Annotated in this window: 21 protein-coding genes; 20 read left to right on the top strand and 1 reads right to left on the bottom strand. The window is 42.6% G+C overall.

Annotated features, from left to right (window positions below; genetic code table 11):
* Positions 1 to 146: 146 nt before the first annotated feature.
* From B8983_RS12640 to hisD, 15 genes are all read left to right on the top strand, one after another.
* A complete protein-coding gene (locus B8983_RS12640) occupies positions 147 to 4898 on the top strand; it encodes a glutamate synthase-related protein (protein ID WP_084285615.1) in 4752 nt (1583 codons plus the stop codon).
* Positions 4899 to 4920: 22 nt separating this feature from the next.
* The gene (locus B8983_RS12635) at positions 4921 to 6384 is read left to right on the top strand and encodes a glutamate synthase subunit beta (protein ID WP_084285613.1); all 1464 of its coding nucleotides are present in this window, start codon (positions 4921 to 4923) and stop codon (positions 6382 to 6384) included.
* Between the two features lie 238 nt (positions 6385 to 6622).
* The gene (locus B8983_RS12630; protein ID WP_084285611.1) at positions 6623 to 7423 is read left to right on the top strand and encodes a cyclase family protein; all 801 of its coding nucleotides are present in this window, start codon (positions 6623 to 6625) and stop codon (positions 7421 to 7423) included.
* Between the two features lie 201 nt (positions 7424 to 7624).
* A complete protein-coding gene (locus B8983_RS12625) occupies positions 7625 to 8482 on the top strand; it encodes an ABC transporter ATP-binding protein (RefSeq protein WP_084285608.1) in 858 nt (285 codons plus the stop codon).
* A 2-nt stretch (positions 8483 to 8484) separates the two neighbouring features.
* A complete protein-coding gene (gene mlaE, locus B8983_RS12620) occupies positions 8485 to 9267 on the top strand; it encodes a lipid asymmetry maintenance ABC transporter permease subunit MlaE (protein ID WP_084285655.1) in 783 nt (260 codons plus the stop codon).
* Positions 9268 to 9295: 28 nt separating this feature from the next.
* Positions 9296 to 9772: an outer membrane lipid asymmetry maintenance protein MlaD gene (gene mlaD, locus B8983_RS12615; RefSeq protein ID WP_084285607.1), complete on the top strand. Its 477-nt coding sequence runs from the start codon at positions 9296 to 9298 to the stop codon at positions 9770 to 9772.
* 9 nt (positions 9773 to 9781) lie between these two features.
* Positions 9782 to 10570, top strand: a complete 789-nt coding sequence (locus tag B8983_RS12610; protein ID WP_084285605.1) for an MlaA family lipoprotein — start codon at positions 9782 to 9784, stop codon at positions 10568 to 10570.
* A 128-nt stretch (positions 10571 to 10698) separates the two neighbouring features.
* Positions 10699 to 11298 (top strand): MlaC/ttg2D family ABC transporter substrate-binding protein, encoded by a 600-nt coding sequence (locus B8983_RS12605; RefSeq protein ID WP_234987046.1) that lies wholly within the window; start codon positions 10699 to 10701, stop codon positions 11296 to 11298.
* Between the two features lie 4 nt (positions 11299 to 11302).
* The gene (locus tag B8983_RS12600) at positions 11303 to 11569 is read left to right on the top strand and encodes an STAS domain-containing protein (protein WP_084285600.1); all 267 of its coding nucleotides are present in this window, start codon (positions 11303 to 11305) and stop codon (positions 11567 to 11569) included.
* 4 nt (positions 11570 to 11573) lie between these two features.
* Positions 11574 to 12341, top strand: coding sequence for an ABC transporter ATP-binding protein (locus B8983_RS12595; protein ID WP_084285595.1), 768 nt, complete (start codon positions 11574 to 11576; stop codon positions 12339 to 12341).
* Entirely contained in the window at positions 12334 to 13146 is an 813-nt protein-coding gene (locus tag B8983_RS12590; RefSeq protein ID WP_084285591.1) for an ABC transporter permease, read from the top strand. The genes B8983_RS12595 and B8983_RS12590 overlap by 8 nt, the downstream gene beginning before the upstream one ends.
* A gap of 49 nt (positions 13147 to 13195) precedes the next feature.
* Positions 13196 to 13432 carry a BolA family protein gene (locus B8983_RS12585; RefSeq protein ID WP_084285590.1) on the top strand — a complete coding sequence of 79 codons (237 nt, stop codon included), beginning with the start codon at positions 13196 to 13198 and terminating at the stop codon, positions 13430 to 13432.
* Between the two features lie 58 nt (positions 13433 to 13490).
* The gene (gene murA, locus B8983_RS12580; protein ID WP_084285588.1) at positions 13491 to 14765 is read left to right on the top strand and encodes a UDP-N-acetylglucosamine 1-carboxyvinyltransferase; all 1275 of its coding nucleotides are present in this window, start codon (positions 13491 to 13493) and stop codon (positions 14763 to 14765) included.
* Between the two features lie 66 nt (positions 14766 to 14831).
* Positions 14832 to 15473 carry an ATP phosphoribosyltransferase gene (gene hisG, locus B8983_RS12575; RefSeq protein WP_084285651.1) on the top strand — a complete coding sequence of 214 codons (642 nt, stop codon included), beginning with the start codon at positions 14832 to 14834 and terminating at the stop codon, positions 15471 to 15473.
* A 39-nt stretch (positions 15474 to 15512) separates the two neighbouring features.
* Positions 15513 to 16823 carry a histidinol dehydrogenase gene (hisD, locus tag B8983_RS12570; protein ID WP_084285586.1) on the top strand — a complete coding sequence of 437 codons (1311 nt, stop codon included), beginning with the start codon at positions 15513 to 15515 and terminating at the stop codon, positions 16821 to 16823.
* Between the two features lie 49 nt (positions 16824 to 16872).
* Here the strand turns inward: hisD and hisC are convergent, their stop codons facing one another.
* Entirely contained in the window at positions 16873 to 17937 is a 1065-nt protein-coding gene (gene hisC, locus B8983_RS12565) for a histidinol-phosphate transaminase (protein ID WP_084285583.1), read from the bottom strand.
* A gap of 53 nt (positions 17938 to 17990) precedes the next feature.
* On the opposite strand from hisC, the gene hisB reads away from it, so the two are divergent.
* The 5 genes from hisB to hisI all read left to right on the top strand — a co-directional run bounded on the left by hisB (position 17991) and on the right by hisI (position 21333).
* Positions 17991 to 18578: an imidazoleglycerol-phosphate dehydratase HisB gene (hisB, locus tag B8983_RS12560; RefSeq protein ID WP_084285581.1), complete on the top strand. Its 588-nt coding sequence runs from the start codon at positions 17991 to 17993 to the stop codon at positions 18576 to 18578.
* A 26-nt stretch (positions 18579 to 18604) separates the two neighbouring features.
* Positions 18605 to 19258 (top strand): imidazole glycerol phosphate synthase subunit HisH, encoded by a 654-nt coding sequence (gene hisH, locus B8983_RS12555; protein WP_439650391.1) that lies wholly within the window; start codon positions 18605 to 18607, stop codon positions 19256 to 19258.
* Positions 19259 to 20008 carry a 1-(5-phosphoribosyl)-5-[(5-phosphoribosylamino)methylideneamino]imidazole-4-carboxamide isomerase gene (hisA, locus tag B8983_RS12550; protein WP_084285577.1) on the top strand — a complete coding sequence of 250 codons (750 nt, stop codon included), beginning with the start codon at positions 19259 to 19261 and terminating at the stop codon, positions 20006 to 20008.
* 5 nt (positions 20009 to 20013) lie between these two features.
* A complete protein-coding gene (hisF, locus tag B8983_RS12545) occupies positions 20014 to 20769 on the top strand; it encodes an imidazole glycerol phosphate synthase subunit HisF (protein WP_084285575.1) in 756 nt (251 codons plus the stop codon).
* 162 nt (positions 20770 to 20931) lie between these two features.
* Positions 20932 to 21333: a phosphoribosyl-AMP cyclohydrolase gene (gene hisI, locus B8983_RS12540; protein WP_143736184.1), complete on the top strand. Its 402-nt coding sequence runs from the start codon at positions 20932 to 20934 to the stop codon at positions 21331 to 21333.
* The last annotated feature ends 21 nt before the right edge of the window (positions 21334 to 21354 follow it).

Here is a 21354-nt window from a genome sequence, read left to right as displayed (position 1 = left end):
CTCCAAATTGGTGCAGAATAAAATTGGGGGACAGAGTGGTTGTAATAACATTTGTAATTATCGGGGTATTCCCCTATAGTTTAAATCTTCAGCTAATTATCGGGTGTTTTGACAGATTCAATCGTCAAGAAAAGAATGGGAAAAATATGACTCAACAAACTAATTTACGTCCGCAAGCACAAGGCTTGTACGACCCACGCAATGAACATGACGCATGTGGCGTCGGTTTTGTAGCCCATATCAAAGGTCATAGAGCCCATGAAATCGTCACCCAAGGGTTAAAAATTTTAGAAAATCTAGACCATCGCGGCGCGGTTGGTGCTGATGCCTTAATGGGCGATGGCGCAGGTATATTAGTACAAATTCCAGATCAGTTATTCCGTGAGGAAATGGCTAAAAATGGCGTCGAATTACCACCTGATGGTGAATATGGCGTAGGCATGGTGTTTTTGCCTAAAGAGAATGCCTCTAGACTAGCCTGTGAGCAAGAGCTAGAAAGAACGATCAGAATTGAAGGTCAAGAAGTTTTAGGTTGGAGAGATGTACCGGTTGATGCAAGTATGCCGATGTCTCCAAATGTAAGAAAAACAGAGCCAGTCATTCGTCAAATCTTTATTGGTCGTGGCCGCGAAATTATGACTACGGACGCTTTAGAGCGTAAGTTATACATCATTCGTAAGTCCGCTAGTCACGCCATTCAAAATCTGAATTTGAAGCATGGCAAAGAATATTTTGTAACATCCATGTCAGCTAGAACCATTGTTTACAAGGGTTTATTATTGGCAAACCAAGTTGGTGCTTACTATACCGACTTAACAGATGTACGATTTGTCTCTGCACTAGCGATGGTGCATCAACGTTTTTCAACCAATACTTTCCCAGCATGGGAATTAGCGCATCCTTATAGACTGATTGCACACAACGGTGAAATTAATACTGTGAAGGGTAATGTCAATTGGATTAATGCTAGAACCGGTGCCATTAAATCGGTCGTACTTGGCGATGATTTGAAGAAATTATGGCCACTGATTTATCCTGGTCAATCAGATACAGCAAGCTTTGATAACTGTTTAGAGTTGCTAGTCATGGCTGGCTATCCATTGACACATGCCATGATGATGATGATTCCAGAAGCATGGGAACAACATAATTTGATGGATTCTAACCGTCGCGCATTTTATGAATATCATGCAGCGATGATGGAGCCATGGGATGGTCCAGCAGCAATTGCCTTTACAGATGGCAGACAAATCGGGGCTACTCTTGATAGAAATGGATTACGTCCAGCAAGATACTATGTCACCGATGATGATCTCGTCATCATGGCTTCTGAGGCAGGTGTACTTCAATTCCCAGAAGGAAAGATTGTTAAAAAATGGCGCTTGCAGCCAGGTAAGATGTTCTTGATTGACATGGAACAAGGTCGCATTATTGAAGATGAAGAACTAAAAGAGTCTTTATCAAAAGCCAAACCATATAAGAGCTGGATTGAAGCAGTTCGTATTAAATTAGATGAGTTGGCCTTAAAAAATATTGCGGTGGAATCGACTAGTATCAGTCGTAGTCCCGCAACGTTGCTAGATCGCCAACAAGCATTTGGTTATTCACAAGAAGATTTGAAGTTCTTGATGGCGCCAATGGCTCAGTCAGGTGAAGAGGCAATTGGTTCAATGGGTAACGATAGCCCATTAGCAGTGCTATCGAATAAGAACAAAATCCTATATAACTACTTTAAGCAGTTGTTTGCTCAAGTGACTAACCCACCGATTGATTCAATTCGTGAAAATATGGTGATGTCATTAGTATCTTTTATTGGGCCGAAACCCAATCTTTTAGATACCAATAACATTAACCCACCAATGCGTTTAGAAGTGTCTCAACCAATTTTAGATTTCGAAGCAATCTCTAAAATTCGTAATATTGAGCAATATACCGGTGGTAAGTTTAGAACGCATGAACTTGATATTTGTTATCCAGTTGCTTGGGGTAAAGATGGTATTGAGGCGAGATTAGCTTCATTGTGTGCTGAGGCTGTAGATGCAGTCAACTCAGGATTCAACATCTTAATCGTCAGTGATCGTCAAGTATCTGCTGATTTTGTGGCAATACCAGCGCTGTTAGCGACATCCACAATTCATCAACACTTGGTGCAAAAAGGACTCAGAACTAGTACTGGATTAGTCATTGAAACAGGTTCAGCACGTGAAACTCACCACTTTGCATTGTTAGCAGGTTATGGCGCTGAAGCCATCCATCCTTACTTGGCAATGGAAACTTTAGTTGAACTAGCGAAGAACTTACCGGATGATTTATCTGCTGAAAAAGCAATTAAAAATTATATTAAAGCCGTAGGTAAGGGTTTACAAAAAGTGATGTCAAAGATGGGTATTTCAACATACATGTCTTACACCGGCTCACAAATTTTTGAAGCAATCGGACTCTCTGAAGAGCTAGTCAATAAATACTTTAGTGGCACAGCATCAAATGTGGGCGGTATTGGCGTATTTGAAGTGGCTGAGGAAGCCATCTTGATGCACCACAAGGCCTTTAGTGAAGACCCCGTATTAGCAAACATGTTGGATGCCGGTGGTGAATACGCATTTAGAATCCGTGGTGAAAATCATATGTGGACACCAGATTCCATTGCAAAACTACAGCACTCCACAAGAACTGGCCCAGAAAACGGTGGTTATCAGACTTATAAAGAATATGCGAATTTGATCAATGATCAAAGTAAGCGTCATATGACTTTAAGAGGCTTATTTGAATTTAAGATCGATCCAAGTAAAGCCATTGATGTATCAGAAGTTGAATCTGCAAAAGAGATTGTTAAACGTTTTGCTACGGGTGCCATGTCATTGGGATCTATTTCTACCGAAGCGCATGCTACCTTAGCTGTGGCGATGAACCGAATTGGTGGTAAATCCAATACGGGTGAAGGCGGAGAAGATCAAAATCGTTATACCAATGAGCTTAAAGGTATTAAGATTGGTACGGGTGAAACACTTGCTTCGCAACTCGGCAAAGATGTGATTGAAGCGGATATCCCATTGCAAGCTGGCGATTCATTACGTTCGAAAATCAAACAAGTAGCTTCAGGTCGTTTTGGCGTCACCGCAGAGTATCTAACCTCGGCTGATCAAATTCAGATCAAAATGGCTCAGGGAGCAAAGCCTGGTGAAGGTGGACAACTGCCTGGTGGAAAAGTATCTGACTATATTGGTAAATTAAGATATTCAGTACCTGGCGTTGGTTTAATTTCGCCTCCGCCACATCATGATATTTATTCTATTGAAGATTTAGCACAGCTTATTCACGATTTAAAAAATGTGAATTCTAAAGCTGACATCTCTGTAAAACTGGTATCAGAAGTTGGCGTTGGAACGGTAGCAGCGGGTGTTGCCAAAGCGAAGGCAGATCACGTGGTGATTGCTGGTCATGATGGTGGCACGGGTGCTTCACCATTGTCATCGATTAAACATGCTGGTTCACCATGGGAATTGGGGCTCGCTGAAACGCAGCAGACGCTTGTCTTAAATGGCCTACGTGGACGTATTCGCGTTCAAGCCGATGGACAAATGAAAACAGGTAGAGATGTAGTGATCGGCGCGCTATTAGGAGCGGAAGAGTTTGGTTTTGCGACTGCTCCATTAGTCGTCGAAGGCTGCATCATGATGAGAAAGTGCCATCTCAATACATGTCCAGTTGGTGTTGCGACGCAAGACCCAGTGTTAAGAAAAAAATTCTCAGGCAAACCTGAGTATGTTGTTAATTTCTTCTTCTATATCGCAGAAGAGGTCAGAGAAATCATGGCTCAATTAGGTATCAGAACCTTCGACGAATTAGTCGGACGGGTTGAATTATTAGATACCAAGAAGGGTATAGAACATTGGAAAGCCAAGGGCTTAGATTTTAGAAAAATCTTTGCTACACCTGAGCAAATGATTAATTCAGATTTACGTCAAGTGCAAATTCAGGATCACGGACTTGAAAAGGCCTTAGACAATGAATTAATTGCGAAAGCGAAAGGTGCCATTGAAAAAGGCGAAAACGTTTCATTTATTACTCAAGTCAATAACGTGAACCGTACGGTAGGTGCGATGTTGTCCGGTGAAGTTGCCAAAAAATACGGGCATGCTGGATTGCCAGATGACACGATCCATGTTCAATTAAATGGTACTGCTGGCCAAAGTTTTGCTGCATTCTTGGCACATGGTATTACCTTTGATTTAGTTGGTGATGGGAATGATTACGTTGGTAAAGGTTTATCAGGTGGTCGCGTAATAGTTCGTGTACCAAATGAGTTCAAAGGTAGTCCAAGTGAAAATATCATCGTGGGTAACACCGTATTGTATGGTGCGATTGCTGGTGAAGCCTACTTGAACGGCGTTGCTGGTGAGCGTTTTGCAGTCCGTAACTCTGGTGCAATTGCTGTCGTTGAAGGTACGGGTGATCACGGTGCAGAGTATATGACGGGTGGTACGATTGTGGTTCTTGGAAATACCGGTAGAAATTTTGCGGCCGGTATGAGCGGTGGTATTGCTTATGTTTATGATGATGACGGGTTGTTTGCCAAACGTTGCAATACAACGATGGCTACATTGGAGCCTGTCCTCTCTAAACAAGAACAAGAAAAGCAGATTCCTGTCTCGCAGTGGCATGCTCCAGAAGATGTTAAAGAAGGCGGCGAGCGCATTTGTGATGAACTGATCTTGAAAGATTTGATTGAAAAGCATTTCCGTTATACCGGCTCTGAGCAAGCTAAAAAAATACTTGGCAATTGGGATAGTGAGAGAACACGCTTCATTAAAGTATTCCCGACAGAGTACAAACGCGCTTTAGGTGAGTTGTGGGAAAAAGCTCAGGGCTTAGCTGATAAAAAAACTGAAACAGTTTAACGAAAGAATAAGAGAGATTGCTATGGGAAAAATGACAGGATTTATGGACTTTGAGCGTCAGTCCGAGCATTATGAAGCGCCATTAACACGTGTAAAGCACTACAAAGAGTTTGTGGCTCCATTAACCAATGAAGAAGCAAAAACCCAAGGTGCACGTTGCATGGATTGTGGCATTCCCTTTTGTAACAATGGGTGCCCAGTCAACAATATCATTCCTGATTTTAATGAACTTGTTTATCAGCAAGATTGGCAAGCTGCCATTCAGGTATTGCATTCAACCAATAATTTTCCAGAGTTTACTGGCAGAATTTGTCCGGCCCCTTGTGAGTCAGCTTGTACTTTAGGCATTAATAGTGACCCAGTTGGCATTAAGTCGATTGAACACGCAATTATTGATAAAGCTTGGGAAAATGGCTGGGTTAAACCACAACTACCAACGCACAAGACGGGTAAAAAAGTGGCGATTGTTGGTTCAGGGCCTGCAGGCATGGCAGCTGCTCAACAATTAGCTAGAGTTGGCCATGATGTATCTGTTTATGAGAAAAATGATCGTATTGGTGGACTGTTGCGTTACGGCATCCCTGACTTCAAAATGGAGAAATGGTTAATCGATCGACGTGTAGAACAAATGCAAGCCGAAGGCGTTACTTTTGTTACTGGCGTATTTGTTGGTAAAGAACAGTTAGATCCTGCGATTAAAGATTACTCGCAAAAAAGAATAGATCCAGACGAGCTTCTAGCAAAGTATGATGCAGTCATTATTAGTGGCGGAGCAGAGCAACCAAGAGATTTACCGATTCCAGGAAGAGAACTCAAGGGTGTGCACTATGCTTTAGAGTTTTTAATTCCTCAAAACAAAGAAGTTGCTGGCGATACTAAAAACGGGATTGATGCAAAGGGTAAGAATGTCATCGTGATTGGTGGTGGTGATACTGGTTCGGATTGCGTTGGTACATCGAATCGGCATGGCGCAACATCTGTTAGTCAGTTTGAATTATTACCTCAGCCGCCGCAGGAAGAAAATAAGCCATTGGTTTGGCCTTATTGGCCAACGAAGTTACGTACATCTTCCTCTCATGAAGAAGGTTGTTCGAGAGATTGGTCAGTTGCTACGAAGCGCTTTGAAGGCAAAGATGGCAAATTAGAAAAACTCATTGGTGTTCGTTTAGAGTGGAAAGATGGAAAAATGTCTGAAGTGCCAGACTCTGAGTTTGAAATGAAAGCGGACTTAGTCTTTTTAGCCATGGGTTTTGTCTCACCAGCGCAACAGATTCTTTCTGGCTTTGGTGTTGAAAAAGACAATCGTGGCAATGCAAAAGCAACGGTCGAAGGCTCTAAGGCTTACCATACGAACCAACCGAAAGTTTTTGCTGCAGGCGATATGAGAAGAGGTCAGTCTTTAGTGGTTTGGGCCATTCGCGAAGGTCGTCAGTGCGCAAGAGCCGTTGACGAGTTTTTAATGGGCACAACCGAGTTACCAAACTAAATCATTACCACTGACTGTAGTTTGATTCCCAAAGGTTAGAGGCAAGCTCTAACCTTTGGGACAGTCAGTTTACTTCTCCCCGCCTGAAACGGCATAGATTCCAGCAACGTTCAACCGTCAGTTTTCACCTAAGTCGATTGACAGCGACCTCATACCTTATCTAGTTATTTTCTGCCCTCACCCTACCTAAAAATAAGTTGTGGTAAATTAATTCAACAATAAAAAATTAGGGGACAAAATGACAAGAAAATTAGTCGATATTTCGATTTTTTTAGACAATGAAACGATTAGTGATCCACCATCGTTTAAACCAAAAATCGAATATTTTACGCATGAAGATACAGTAGAGCGGATCGCTGAATTTTTTCCGGGATTAGAAAAAAATGAATTGCCAGATGGTCAAGGTTGGGCTGTTGAGGTGGCAACTATCTCAACTCACAACGGTACGCATTTAGACGCACCTTATCATTTTCATAACACGATGGATGACGCTTTGGGTGAGAAAAAACCCTCTATCACCATTGATCAAGTCCCACTTGAATGGTGTTTTGCGCCAGGCGTAAAACTTGATTTTAGACATTTTCCAGATGGTTATGTAGTAACCGCACAGGATGTGGAAGACGAATTAAAAAGAATTAATTACACCCTGCAACCATTGGATATTGTGGTGGTAAATACCCGTGCTGGGTCACGATTTGGCCACTCTGATTATGTTTCATCAGGCTGTGGCATGGGATATGAAGCGACAATGTATTTGTTAGAACGGGGAGTACGTTTAACCGGTATTGATGGTTGGAGTTGGGATGCTCCCTTTGTGCATACCCAAAAAAAATATGAAGAAACCAAAGACGCTAGTCTTATTTGGGAAGGGCATAAAGCGGGACGAGATATTGGGTATTGCCATCTAGAAAAATTGCATAATTTAGAAGCCTTGCCTGCCTTTGGCTTTTATATCAGCTGTTTTCCACACAAAATAAGAGGTGCATCAGCGGGATGGACTCGAGCAGTTGCGATTTTTGATGACAAATTATTTGCCTAATTAGCAAAACTACAGGAAAAAGGGCTTTTTGGCTTCAGGAGGAGGCCCTTTTTATCTGCTTTGTAGAGAAAAATTCAAATAAACAACAAAATGATTCAAAAAAATAAAATTTAAGGAACTCTAGCAACACAAAAGCTCTGAGATTGCGAATTAAATCACAAGAAAAACTTTTGCAACCCAAAATTGCATGATAATAATGGGATGGAATCCACGTCTGCAGACATTATTGCCTCATTAAACCAAGTTGAATTTTCTTATGCTCCTGGGGAAAGAAAAATCCTTAGTGGTTTAGAGATGGAATTTCGCCGTGGCAAAGTAACTGCTGTCATGGGTGGGTCAGGTTGCGGTAAGACGACGATTCTGCGCTTATTGGGCGGTCAGGTTCTGGCAACATCTGGACAAGTCAAGTTCGAAGATCAAGATATTAGTCGCTTAGATCATGAGGGATTGATCGCTGCTCGTCGCAAGATGGGGATGCTATTTCAGTTTGGCGCACTCTTTACGGACATTAGTGTTTTTGAAAATGTGGCATTTCCTTTGCGGGAACATACCAATTTAGATGAAGAGATGATTCGTGACCTCGTCATGATGAAACTGAATGCGGTTGGTTTAAGAAACGCTAGAGACTTAATGCCCTCCCAAATTTCTGGAGGGATGGCTAGGCGAGTCGCCTTTGCCCGAGCGGTCGCATTAGATCCACCACTCATTATGTATGATGAGCCATTTGCCGGACTAGATCCGATCGCATTGGGAGTTACGGCGCATTTGATCAAAGATATGAATAGTGCACTTGGCGCAACCAGTATTTTAGTGACACATGATGTCCCTGAAACTTTTGGTATTGCTGATTATGTCTACTTTATTGCCGATGGCAAAATTGCAGCGCAGGGAACGCCAGAGACACTAAGAGCTTCAACAGATCCATTTGTTCAGCAATTTATCCATGCGCAACCCGATGGTCCAGTACCTTTTCATTACCCTGGAATTGAGATTGGGCAAGACTTTGGCCTGGATAGCCAGCCAATTAGCCAGCCAATTCAACAGAATAAAGTTAGCTGATGATGATTGCAGAACAAATCACAAGATTAGGCAGTTTGATTAGAACAAATGTTCTGAGTGTGGGCTATGCTACCAGAATGTTTTTTGCTATTTTGCTCAGGTCTGGAAGTGTTTTTAAGCGTTTTCGACTGGTAAGAGATCAAGTCTTTTTCTTGGGTAATTATTCATTTGTCATTATTGCTGTATCAGGTTTATTTGTGGGCTTTGTATTAGGTCTGCAAGGGTATTACACCTTAAATCGTTATGGATCGGAACAAGCCTTGGGGCTCTTGGTTGCCCTATCACTGACAAGGGAGTTAGGGCCAGTAGTAACAGCATTGTTGTTCGCTGGCAGAGCCGGGACTTCTTTGACGGCTGAAATTGGCCTCATGAAAGCGGGAGAACAGCTAAGCGCAATGGAAATGATGGCAGTTGACCCCCTATCTCGCGTTTTAGCACCAAGGCTTTGGGGTGGAATTATTGCGATGCCAATTTTAGCGGCGATCTTTAGTGCCGTTGGCATTATTGGTGGTTACTTAGTCGGCGTACAGTTAATTGGGGTCGATTCTGGGGCATTCTGGTCACAAATGCAAGGTGGCGTTGATGTTATCAAAGATATTGGTAATGGCGTCATTAAGAGTGTTGTCTTCGGTGTAGCCGTTACTTTTATTGCCCTGTATCAAGGTTTTGAAAGTAAACCGACACCAGAGGGCGTATCTTTAGCGACTACACGTACAGTTGTGATTTCGTCTTTAACGGTTTTAGCACTCGATTTTTTATTAACAGCAGTCATGTTCTCGACATAAATGTCATTGAATTCAATGGTGGTATCAAATGAAAAAAAATAGCTTAGATTTTTGGGTTGGACTTTTTGTCCTAATTGGTTTTGCGGCGTTATTATTTTTAGCGCTCAAAGCGGGCAATATGAGTACGTTTAGTTTTTCTAAAACGTATAGCGTATCCGCTGTTTTTGACAATATCGGTGGCTTAAAGCCAAGGGCGCCAGTGAAAAGTGCTGGGGTTGTGGTCGGTCGTGTCGCTTCAATTGATTTTGATGATAAAAATTATCAGGCCAAAGTAACCTTAAATCTTGATGAAAAGTTCCATTTTCCGAAAGATACATCTGCTAGGATTCTTACTTCAGGATTGCTAGGCGAACAATATATTGGCCTAGAAGCGGGTGGGGATGAGAAAGTTTTGGGTGAAAACAGTAAAATAACCCAAACTCAATCAGCAATAGTCCTAGAAAGTCTTATTAGTCAGTTTTTATATAGTAAGGCAGCGGATGCTGGCAAAGATCCTCAAAAGTAAATACATTTAATGAATACATTTCAAACATCCTGTTCTCTAAAGATTCAACGACTTGGTCTGGTTCTTTTGACTTTGTGCTTGGTCTCATGCGCTTCTATCCCTGAGGGGCAGGTTCGTATTAAAAAAGATCCTTGGGAAGAAACAAATCGGGCAGTACTCATTTTTAATGATAATTTGGATGATTATTTAATTCGCCCTTTAACAAAAGTGTATGAATTCGTAGTGCCAAGCCCCGCACGGACCGCGATCCGCAACGTATTTTCAAACGTTGGCGATGTTTACAATTCAGTAAATAACTTATTACAAGGTAAACCGAAGGCTGCTGTAGATGACTTGGTCCGAGTCTTTGTAAATACCACTATTGGTTTAGGAGGTATTTGGGATGCAGCCTCTGCAGCTGGTGTAGAAAAGCACAGCGAGGATTTTGGACAGACTTTTGGGGTCTGGGGAATTCCAGATGGTCCCTATATGATGTTGCCATTATTAGGCCCAAGCACTGTGAGAGATACTGCTGGGTGGTTCTTTGATATTCAAACGGACATCTTAATCAAACAAATCGATAATATCCCTTTAAGAAACTCCACAACTGGTTTAAGGATTATTGATCAGCGAGCAAAATATCTGGGTTCAAGTGACATCTTAGAGTCCGCTGCATTTGATAAGTATAGTTTTATTAGAGATGCTTATTTACAAAGAAGACGAAGTAAGCTGTATGATGGCAACCCACCGCCGTTGGTAGATGAAGAAGAAAATGACAATGTCCCTGATTACTCGAGTGAACAGAAGAGAATACGGTAGATAAAAACCCTCTCGAGGGCAATGTAAAAAACAGATAGATGAAAAAGAAAGAAATTGAAATGAATGTAGTGAGTAATAAAAGTCCCCAGTCTTTATCTCAACAAATGACACAATGGTTTTTAGTGGCTATGTTATTTTGTGCCTGCCTCATTCCCTTAAAGCCATTTGCGCAAACTATTGACTCTACTCCTGATGGCTTGGTTCAAGCGATTGTGAATGATGTATTAACCACGGCTAAAACGGATAAAGATATTCAATCAGGCAATTTAAATAAAATTATTGCGTTGGTTGATCAAAAAATTGTGCCTTATTCTGATTTAGCCAGAACTACCCAGTTAGCAATGGGTAGACATTGGTCAAAGGCAACGCCTGAGCAACAAAAATTAATTATTGCTGAATTTAAGTTACTCCTCATTAGAACTTATGCTGGCGCACTTTCTCAAGTAAAAGATCAATCTGTTCAATTGCGTCCATTTCGCATGAATCCTGACGATACGGAAGTAGTAGTGCGCACGCAAGTGATGGGTAAGGGCGACCCAGTTCAATTAGATTATCGATTAGAAAAAACGGCTAACAATGTTTGGCGTGTGTATGACTTAAATGTTTTAGGCGCTTGGTTGGTAGAGGCCTATAAGGGGCAGTTTAATAATCAAATTAGTCAAAGTGGCATCGACGGGCTCATTACATTTTTACAAGAGCGTAATAAAGCACTCTCAAAGGCGAAGTAATATCATGTTTGTTTTGCCCGCTACGATCAATCACCAAAATGTTTTAAGTATCCGCAAGGAAGGTTTAATTGCGTTAGAAAAAACCCCGGATGATTGCGTTGTGAGCGGTGCTGATTTAACACACTTCGATTCAACGGCATTATCGGTGCTGATGGCATTTGTCAGAGCTTTTCCTAGCTTGCAAATCATTGATGCACCCAAAAAATTGGTGTCACTCTCAAAAGTGTATGGTCTGGAAGCGATACTTCCCTTGGTAGCCAGTGTCGAGTAGGCTTATGTCCGCAATTTCCATCCAACATGTAAAGAAATCCTACGGTAGTTTGCAGGCACTAGCTGGGGTTAGTTTAGAAATTGAGCAAGGTGAGTTTTTTGGCCTGTTAGGACCTAACGGTGCTGGTAAAACCACCTTAATTACTTCGATGGCAGGACTTTGTAAGCCAGATTCAGGATCGATTTCAGTCATGGGTTTTGATGTCCAAAAAGATTTTAGAATTTCCCGGCGACAATTGGGTGTCGTTCCTCAAGAGCTAGTATTTGATCCGTTTTTTACCGTACGCGAAACCTTACGATTCCAATCGGGGTATTTTGGGCTGCGGAAAAATGATGATTGGATTGACGAAATTATGGCCAATCTAGATCTTACGAATAAGGCAGACTCGAATATGAGGGCGCTTTCTGGTGGGATGAAGCGTCGCGTATTAGTTGCCCAAGCCCTCGTCCATCGCCCACCGGTCATTGTGTTAGATGAACCAACTGCGGGAGTTGACGTGGAGTTACGTCAATCCTTATGGCAATTTGTGAGTCGACTAAATAAAGCTGGTCACACCATCGTTTTGACAACCCATTATTTGGAAGAAGCTGAATCCTTATGCGGTCGGATTGCGATGTTAAAACAAGGACGTCTAGTTGCTCTTGATACGACGGCGAATTTATTAGCGAAGCATCGTCCTGCTGGAGCTCCAGTAAGAGTTTTAGGTGATGATGGTGCCGCGGACTTAGAAGCGGTGTTTGTCAAAATCATGGCGCAGGCTCAACATGAGTAATTTTTCAGATAAAGCACTCATCCCCTTAGATCAGTTGCCACCAGCGCAGATTCAAAGTGGTTTTTTAACTCTCCTGCACAAGGAAGTGAAGCGGTTTTATAAAGTTTCCTTTCAAACGGTAGGCGCACCTGTCTTGACGGCAGTTCTTTATTTATTGATTTTTGGTCATATTTTAGAAAACAGTCCCAAAATTTATGGCTATAGTTATTCGGCATTTTTGATTCCGGGTCTCGTCATGATGAGTGTTTTACAAAATTCATTTGCGAATACCTCTTCATCCATCATTCAATCAAAAATAACTGGCAATTTGGTGTTCGTCTTATTAGCTCCGCTATCGCATGTTGAGTTTTTCTGCGCGTATGTCTGTGCTGCCATGATCCGTGGGTTAGCAGTTGGGATTGGCGTCTTTTTGGTCACAATGGGGTTTGCTAGTGTTCCTTTTGAGGCATTTGTTTGGATTATCGTGTTTGCAACCTTAGCCTCAGCCTTATTGAGTGCCATGGGGTTAGTGGCTGGTATTTGGGCCGATAAATTTGACCAATTAGCTGCCGCACAAAATTTTGTAGTGACCCCCCTCACCATGCTCTCTGGCGTGTTTTATTCCATTCATTCTTTGCCGCCTTTTTGGCAAAAAGTCTCCCACTTTAATCCATTCTTTTACATGATTGATGGGTTTCGGTTCGGTTTCTTTGGCCAATCGGACGTATCGCCTTGGCAAAGTTTCTTGGTCTTAGCATTTGCTTTTGTCGTGGTCACTTTCGTCTGCTTAAATTTGTTAAAAAGCGGATATAAATTAAGACACTAGTCTTAAGAAGCTAAAATAGTGTTCAATCTTTTTATTTAGAAATTAGCAAATGAATCCAACCCCAGAGCAAATTAAAGAATATATCGAGTTAGGCTTGGAGTGTACGCACGTATCGATGGATGGAGACGGTCAACACTTCTATGCAACGATCGTGAGCCCGAAGTTTGAGGGACTACGTCGCATTCAGCGCCATCAATTAGTTTATGCAGCCCTCGGCGATAGAATGAAGGCGGAAATTCACGCATTGTCTTTTAAAACCCTCACGCCAGAAGAGTTTGGGCAATAATGAGCCATCTATAGCCTGCTATAGATGCTTCGATTAATTATTTCAGTAAAGTGTAAACATGGATAAATTATTCATCCAAGGTGGCAAACCGCTACATGGCGAAGTCAGAATTGCGGGAGCTAAAAATGCGGCCTTGCCCATCTTATGCGCCGCCTTGTTAACCAAGGATCTCGTAACGCTGCGTAATTTACCTGATCTGCAAGATGTTAGAACCATGTTGAAGCTACTTTCGCAAATGGGAGTGAGCGTTAACTTTCCAGATCCATTAGACCGTACCGTGGTAGAGATCCAGGCACACACCATTGCCAAGGCTGAGGCAACCTATGACATGGTCAAAACCATGCGTGCTTCTATTTTGGTATTGGGCCCGCTATTAGCGCGTTACGGCAATGCTCGAGTCTCCTTGCCTGGCGGTTGTGCGATTGGTGCTAGACCAGTTGATCAACATATTAAGGGAATGCAGGCAATGGGTGCGAAGATGCACATTGAGCATGGCTACATTCAAGCGAATGCCCCACAACCATCGGGTCGTTTGCATGGCGCTAAAATTCTGACTGATATGATCACTGTGACTGGTACAGAGAATCTGATGATGGCAGCCGTCCTCGCGGAAGGAAAAACCGTTTTAGAAAATGCGGCGAGAGAACCTGAAGTAACCGACCTTGCCAAATTACTTATTGCGATGGGTGCCAAAATTACAGGCCTTGGCACGGATCAGCTGACTATTGAGGGTGTGGAAGCCTTACACGGTGCCGAGTATGAAATTATTGCTGACCGGATTGAAACGGGAACTTTTTTATGTGCCGTTGCTGCCACAACAGGTGAAATTAAATTAACCCATTGTCGACCAGATACTTTGGAAGCTGTAATTACGAAACTGCAAGAAGCTGGTCTAGAAATGAGCATCGGTGATAACTGGATTTTGGCAAAAATGCAAAAAAGACCACAACCCGTTAGCTTTAGAACCTCAGAGTACCCTTCCTTTCCGACAGATATGCAAGCGCAATTCATGGCATTAAATACGATTGCCAACGGCAGTGCGCGAGTTACCGAAACCATTTTTGAAAATCGTTTTATGCATGTTCAGGAAATGAATCGTTTAGGCGCTTCGATCTCGATTGATGGCAATATTGCGATGGTCGACGGTGTCGACCACTTATCGGGTGCCACAGTAATGGCAACCGATTTAAGAGCTTCCGCTAGTCTCGTGATTGCAGGACTCGTGGCTCAAGGCGATACTTTGATTGAGCGGATTTATCATCTTGATCGCGGATATGATCGGATGGAAGTGAAGTTGAGTGCTCTTGGAGCCCAAATAGAAAGAGTGAAATAAGCATTCGCTGGAAAGCAATTGATCACTGTTTGCAATCAAATTCAGATAAAGATTTACAATAACCATATGTTGACACTTGCGCTGTCCAAGGGACGAATTTTTGAAGAAACGATGCCAATGCTGGAGAGGGCAGGAATTCGTGTAAAAGAAAATCCTGAAACTTCCAGAAAACTCATCATTGAAACCTCACATCCCGATTTGAGAATTATTATCGTCAGAGCATCGGATGTTCCGACTTATGTCCAGTTTGGTGGTGCCGATCTCGGCGTAGCAGGCCAAGACGTCTTGATCGAAAATGGCTTTGAAGGTTTATATGTCCCCATCGACCTAGGTATTGCTAAGTGCCGGATGTCCGTAGCTGTCAAACAAGGATTTGATTACGCAAGTGCTGTAAAAAAAGGGGCTAGATTAAAAGTGGCCTCTAAGTACGTACAAATCGCTAGAGATCACTTTGCTACCAAAGGGGTGCATGTGGATCTGATTAAATTATATGGTTCGATGGAACTCGCACCACTGGTTGGTTTGGCCGATGCGATTGTCGATTTGGTTTCAACCGGTAGTACGCTCAAAGCAAACTTTTTGGAAGAAGTAGAACAAATCCAAGAAATCAGTGCGCATTTAATTGTTAATCAAGCAGCACATAAACGTCAACGTGCCTCGATGCAAGAGTTTTTAGATGCTTTCGCCGCGGCCGCATCGCCAAATTAATTAGCTAATAACAGCTACTCTATTGATAAAAATATTCTGATGATGCGTCGACTAAATACCCAAGATATCAACTTTAGCCAAGATTTGGCAAAGTTACTCAGCCTTTCTGAAGAAGATCTATCCAGTATAGAAGCGGTTGTTACGAACATTTTGCAAGAGGTAAAAACACATGGTGACGCTGCGGTATTACGATTAACCAATCAATTTGACCGCCTTCACGCTACGAGTGTTCAAGAATTAGAGTTATCGAAAGAAAAATTACAAGAAGCATTGACGGCATTACCAGCAGAACAAAAAGTAGCCTTAGAGTCTGCTGCACAGAGGGTTAGGTCCTATCATGAGCGCCAAAAAATAGAGTCAGGTTGTACGTCTTGGGAGTATGTGGACGAGCATGGCACAACATTAGGCCAACAAGTAACCCCATTGGACCGTGTTGGCATTTATGTTCCTGGCGGTAAAGCTGCCTATCCCTCTTCGGTACTGATGAATGCCATTCCTGCCAAAGTAGCAGGTGTAAAAGAGGTGATCATGGTGGTACCAACTCCAGATGGGACCCATAATCCTTTAGTTCTTGCGGCCGCTGCAGTGGCTGGCGTGGATCGTATTTTTACAATTGGTGGGGCACAGGCAGTGGGGGCATTAGCCTACGGAACTGCAACTATTCCTGCCGTAGATAAAATTGTGGGCCCTGGCAATGCCTATGTGGCTAGTGCGAAAAGACGTGTATTTGGTATCGTGGGAATCGATATGATTGCCGGACCCTCAGAAATCTTAGTGATTTGCGATGGTACAACCAATCCAGATTGGGTGGCGATGGATCTGTTTTCCCAAGCTGAACATGATGAATTAGCTCAGTCTATTTTATTGTGCCCAAGCGAACACTATTTGAATGAAGTTTCACATAGTATTAGTAAACTATTGCCTCAAATGCCTCGTAAAGCAGTGATAGAAAAGTCCCTCAGAGATCGCGGGGCAATGATTTTAGTCAAAGACATGGCGCAGGCTTGTGAAATTTCTAATCAAATTGCACCAGAACATATGGAAATTTCGGCCGAAAATCCAAGGCAGTGGCTAAAGTTGATTCGTCATGCTGGTGCCATCTTTTTAGGTAAATTTACCAGTGAGTCCTTAGGCGACTACTGTGCTGGACCGAATCATGTACTGCCAACTTCAAGAACGGCAAGATTTTCATCACCACTAGGTGTTTATGATTTCATTAAGCGTTCGAGTTTGATTGAAGTCAGTCAAACTGGCGCAAATCAACTCGGCAAAATTGCCAGTGTATTAGCGCATGGTGAAGGACTGCAGGGGCATGCAAGAGCTGCCGAAATGCGAATCCAAGAAGACTAATTGCAAAAAATTACTTGGTAAAGTTTTGCAATTAGTTGTTGAGCCTATCTCAATTCAAAATTTCTTTTAGTGCAACAATCAGTTGCGCACATTCTGCATCTGTACCCACGGTAATTCGGAGATAGTTGTTGATTCTTGGCAAATTGAAGTACCTGATTAAAATATCTCGCTTACGAAGTTCTGCGTAGATGAACTCAGCTTGTAGGGTGGCATGGGTTGTAAATACGAAATTAGCTTCCGAGGCTAAAGTGTTAAAACCAAGACTAGATAAATCCGCAATCAGTTGCTGGCGAGTATGCTGAATTTTTTGAATCGTTGCGTTCAAATGTTCCGTATCTAACACAGCTGCAGTGGCACCAGCTTGGGCCAAACGACCTAAAGGATACGAATTAAAACTATTTTTTACGCGTTCTAAACCTTCAATTAGGTCAGCATTAGCGATGGCATAACCAACCCTTAAACCAGCCAAAGCTCTTGATTTTGAAAAGCTGTGCGTCACAATGAGGTTCGGATATTGATTCACGAGTTGAACACTGGATTCACAACCAAAATCTACATAAGCTTCATCAATGACGACTACGCTTTGGGTATTGACTTCTAGTAAACGTCGGATTTCCGACAAAGGCGTGATCAAACCGGTTGGAGCATTGGGATTGGGGAAAATGATTCCCCCATTGTTCGGGATCGCTAAATAATCATCAATTTGAATATGAAAGTCTTGATTCAGAGGAATTTGTTGATAGGCAATCTCGTAGAGGCTGCAATACACTGGATAAAAAGTATAGGTAATATCCGGGAAAAGAATCGGGTGAGCTTGTTTAAATAGACCTAAAAAAATGTGTGCCAACACCTCATCCGAGCCATTCCCAACAAAAACTTGATTTGCTTGCACTTGATAGGTCTGCGCAATACTAGCTTTTAAGAGATCTGAATTAGGCGGTGGATATAAGCGAAGTGCGTCATCACTTGCACTGCGAATCGCTTCTAGAGCCATAGGCGATGGTCCATAGGGACTCTCATTTGTATTAAGTTTAATCAAATTTTTAGCCTGAATTTGTTCACCCGGCTTATAGGGAGTCAGTTCTTTGACTGTTTTGCTCCAAAATTTAGACATAAAAAAGGTTCCTTAATTAAAAAATCAACACCAACGAATGATATTATGACGGTATGAGAGAAATTGCTGTTAAACGAGATACTTCAGAAACCAAAATTTTCATTGAAATGAATTTGGATGGGACCGGTCGCGCCGATTTAAATACAGGCGTTCCTTTCTTAGATCATATGCTCGATCAAATCGCCAGACACGGTATGGTCGATTTGACGGTACACGCTACTGGCGATACGCTCATTGATGATCACCATACCGTTGAAGATGTTGGCATTACTCTTGGCCAAGCTGTTGCAAAGGCCTTAGGCGATAAAAAAGGTATTACTAGATATGGCCACGCTTATGTCCCACTAGATGAAACTTTATCTAGGGTGGTGATTGATTTTTCTGGTCGTCCTGAATTAGAGTTTCACGTCCCATTTACTAGAGCACGCGTTGGCACCTTTGATGTTGACCTGAGTATCGAGTTTTTTCGCGGATTTGTGAATCACGCAGGCGCAACCCTGCACATTGATAACTTAAGAGGCATCAATGCCCACCATCAAATTGAATCTGTATTCAAGGCTTTTGGTCGTGCCCTCAGAATGGCAGTTGAGATAGACCCTAGAGCAGTTGGTCAAATACCATCTACCAAGGGTAGTTTATAAACCGATAGAGCTGATGGAATATTGCTTTGACTAAGATTGCAATCGTAGATTATGGAATGGGTAATATTCGTTCTGTAGCACAAGCCGTTATGAAAGTTGCACCTGAGTGCACGGTCGTGATTGCGCATACCCCAGAAATGATTGCTTCGGCAGATAAAGTCATTTTGCCTGGACAAGGGGCAATGCCTGACTGTATGACGAATTTAAAAGAGTCAGGCTTGTTTGAGGCTTTATTAGTCGCCATCAAAACCAAGCCTTTATTAGGGGTTTGTGTCGGTGAACAAATGCTTTTTACGACAAGTGCAGAAGCACACCTTCCGCAAAAAAGTACGGACTGTTTAAACATTTTTCCTGGCAAGGTTATAAAATTTGACCTAGAAGAGAAGGTGCAGTTAGATGGCAGCCATTTTAAGGTGCCACACATGGGTTGGAATGAGGTAAAACAACAACGTTCTCACCCGATGTGGGAGGGTATCCCTGACGCATCTCGGTTTTATTTTGTGCATAGTTATTATGTTGTACCTGATGATGAAGAGTATGTTTTTGGCACGACGCATTACGGTAGCGAGTTTACCTGTGCGGTGGCTCGAGATAATATCTTTGCTACGCAGTTTCACCCTGAAAAAAGTGCACAACTGGGCTTGTGCTTGTATAAAAATTTTACACGTTGGAATCCTTAAATGTTATTAATCCCTGCTATTGATCTCAAGGACGGTCATTGTGTTCGTTTAGAACAAGGTGACATGGATAAAGCGACTGTTTTTTCTGATGATCCTGCCGCGATGGCGCGTCATTGGGTAAATCTAGGTGCTAGAAGACTGCATCTCGTCGATTTAAATGGCGCATTTGCTGGCAAACCAAAAAACGAGTCTGCAATTAAAAAGATTCTGAAAGAGGTTGGGAATGAAATCCCTGTGCAATTAGGCGGCGGTATTCGTGATTTAGAAACGATTGAGAGACTGTTAGACGATGGTTTAGAAACCATCATTATTGGGACCGCAGCTGTGAAGAACCCAGGCTTTTTACAGGAGGCTTGCATCGCATTTGGCGGCCACATTATGGTTGGTCTCGATGCGAAAGACGGCAAAGTAGCGACTGACGGCTGGAGTAAACTCACTGGCCATGAAGTGATTGATCTTGCTAAGAAATATGAAGATTATGGCGTTGAGGCGATTATTTATACCGACATTGGTCGTGATGGTATGTTGCAAGGAATTAATATTGAAGCGACGCTAAAACTTGCTCAGGCTGTCTCTATTCCAATTATTGCGAGTGGTGGCTTAACCAGCATGGTGGATATTGATGCTTTGTGTGCTATCGAAAATGATGGTGTGATGGGGGTAATTGCCGGTCGTGCTATTTATAACGGTAATATTAATTTAGCCGAAGCACAAAAATACGCGGATGAAAAAAATCCGCCGGAATATTAAACGCGATGTTAGCTAAACGAATCATTCCTTGTCTGGATGTTACTGCAGGTCGCGTTGTCAAAGGAGTGAACTTTGTTGAGTTGCGTGATGCAGGCGATCCCGTTGAGATTGCCCGTCGTTATGACGAACAAGGTGCCGATGAAATCACCTTTTTAGATATCACCGCAACGAGTGATGAGCGTGACTTAATTTTACATATCATCGAGAAAGTGGCCGAGCAAGTCTTTATCCCACTGACCGTAGGTGGTGGAGTAAGAGAAGTTGCTGATGTCAGACGATTACTGAATGCAGGGGCGGATAAAGTCAGTATGAACTCCTCAGCGGTGGCACGTCCTGATTTAATTTCAGAGTCTTCTGCCAAATATGGTGCTCAGTGTATTGTGGTGGCTATCGATGCGAAGCAAACGAGTCCTGGGCTGTGGGAAGTGTTTACCCATGGTGGGCGAAAAAATACTGGTATCAATGCACTTGATTGGGCTAAAGAAGTGGACCGTAGAGGCGCCGGTGAAATATTACTGACGAGTATGGATCGTGATGGCACAAAAAATGGTTTTGACCTTGAGTTAGTTCGCTTAGTGAGTGATTCCGTCAAAATTCCAGTGATTGCATCTGGTGGAGTTGGTAATCTGCAGCACTTGGCCGATGGCATTTTGCAAGGCCACGCCGATGCAGTGCTTGCTGCAAGTATCTTCCATTATGGAGAATATACCGTTCGCCAAGCCAAAGAGTATCTTGGGCAACAAGGTATTTTGGTTCGTTAACCTAGCGGTAACATGAGCCATTGATGACGTTTATGCATTCATGTACTCTATAGTGACAAAAAATCCTGCCAAATTTGCTTGTTCGCATACTAATCAGCAATTTCGACACTAATCAAATTACAAAATTCGACAGCGCTGAATTAAAATCTTGTTATGAATACGATGAACACAACATTACAAGGCAAGGTTTCCACTAATTGGTTGGATGCAGTTAAATGGAACTCGCAAGGTTTAGTTCCTGCTATCGCGCAAGAAGTGGGCACTAATAAAATATTGATGATGGCATGGATGAATTTAGCCTCACTGCAAGAAACCGTGGAGTTGGGTCAGGCCGTTTATTGGTCACGTTCCCGTGGGAAAAGATGGCATAAGGGTGAAGAATCGGGGCATTTCCAGAAAGTGAAGGAGATTTTGCTCGATTGTGATGGCGATACCATCGTACTCATGGTTGAACAAACGGGGGTAGCTTGCCATACTGGGGCACATTCTTGTTTTTTTAACCTCCTCGATCAATCTCAAACACCATATGTTTGGCAATCTGAGACCCAAAAAAACGACCACTAGTTAGCTAGACATAGAACTTTG

It is taken from the genome of Polynucleobacter kasalickyi (assembly GCF_900176405.1).
Taxonomy (GTDB): domain Bacteria; phylum Pseudomonadota; class Gammaproteobacteria; order Burkholderiales; family Burkholderiaceae; genus Polynucleobacter; species Polynucleobacter kasalickyi.
The sequence above is the reverse complement of the archived record's forward strand: the minus strand, read 5'-3'. Positions and strand labels throughout refer to the sequence as shown.

Coding starts and splice junctions, on each gene's coding strand:
- hisF (WP_084285575.1), top strand. CDS start 20,014: ATGTTAGCTAAACGAATCATTCCTTGTCTGGATGTTACTGCAGGTCGC.
- B8983_RS12610 (WP_084285605.1), top strand. CDS start 9,782: ATGAATACATTTCAAACATCCTGTTCTCTAAAGATTCAACGACTTGGT.
- B8983_RS12590 (WP_084285591.1), top strand. CDS start 12,334: ATGAGTAATTTTTCAGATAAAGCACTCATCCCCTTAGATCAGTTGCCA.
- hisB (WP_084285581.1), top strand. CDS start 17,991: ATGAGAGAAATTGCTGTTAAACGAGATACTTCAGAAACCAAAATTTTC.
- B8983_RS12595 (WP_084285595.1), top strand. CDS start 11,574: ATGTCCGCAATTTCCATCCAACATGTAAAGAAATCCTACGGTAGTTTG.
- murA (WP_084285588.1), top strand. CDS start 13,491: ATGGATAAATTATTCATCCAAGGTGGCAAACCGCTACATGGCGAAGTC.
- B8983_RS12625 (WP_084285608.1), top strand. CDS start 7,625: ATGGAATCCACGTCTGCAGACATTATTGCCTCATTAAACCAAGTTGAA.
- hisC (WP_084285583.1), bottom strand. CDS start 17,937: ATGTCTAAATTTTGGAGCAAAACAGTCAAAGAACTGACTCCCTATAAG.
- hisI (WP_143736184.1), top strand. CDS start 20,932: ATGAACACAACATTACAAGGCAAGGTTTCCACTAATTGGTTGGATGCA.
- mlaD (WP_084285607.1), top strand. CDS start 9,296: ATGAAAAAAAATAGCTTAGATTTTTGGGTTGGACTTTTTGTCCTAATT.
- B8983_RS12585 (WP_084285590.1), top strand. CDS start 13,196: ATGAATCCAACCCCAGAGCAAATTAAAGAATATATCGAGTTAGGCTTG.
- B8983_RS12635 (WP_084285613.1), top strand. CDS start 4,921: ATGGGAAAAATGACAGGATTTATGGACTTTGAGCGTCAGTCCGAGCAT.
- B8983_RS12600 (WP_084285600.1), top strand. CDS start 11,303: ATGTTTGTTTTGCCCGCTACGATCAATCACCAAAATGTTTTAAGTATC.
- hisD (WP_084285586.1), top strand. CDS start 15,513: ATGATGCGTCGACTAAATACCCAAGATATCAACTTTAGCCAAGATTTG.
- B8983_RS12630 (WP_084285611.1), top strand. CDS start 6,623: ATGACAAGAAAATTAGTCGATATTTCGATTTTTTTAGACAATGAAACG.
- hisG (WP_084285651.1), top strand. CDS start 14,832: ATGTTGACACTTGCGCTGTCCAAGGGACGAATTTTTGAAGAAACGATG.
- B8983_RS12640 (WP_084285615.1), top strand. CDS start 147: ATGACTCAACAAACTAATTTACGTCCGCAAGCACAAGGCTTGTACGAC.
- hisA (WP_084285577.1), top strand. CDS start 19,259: ATGTTATTAATCCCTGCTATTGATCTCAAGGACGGTCATTGTGTTCGT.
- mlaE (WP_084285655.1), top strand. CDS start 8,485: ATGATTGCAGAACAAATCACAAGATTAGGCAGTTTGATTAGAACAAAT.
- B8983_RS12605 (WP_234987046.1), top strand. CDS start 10,699: ATGTTATTTTGTGCCTGCCTCATTCCCTTAAAGCCATTTGCGCAAACT.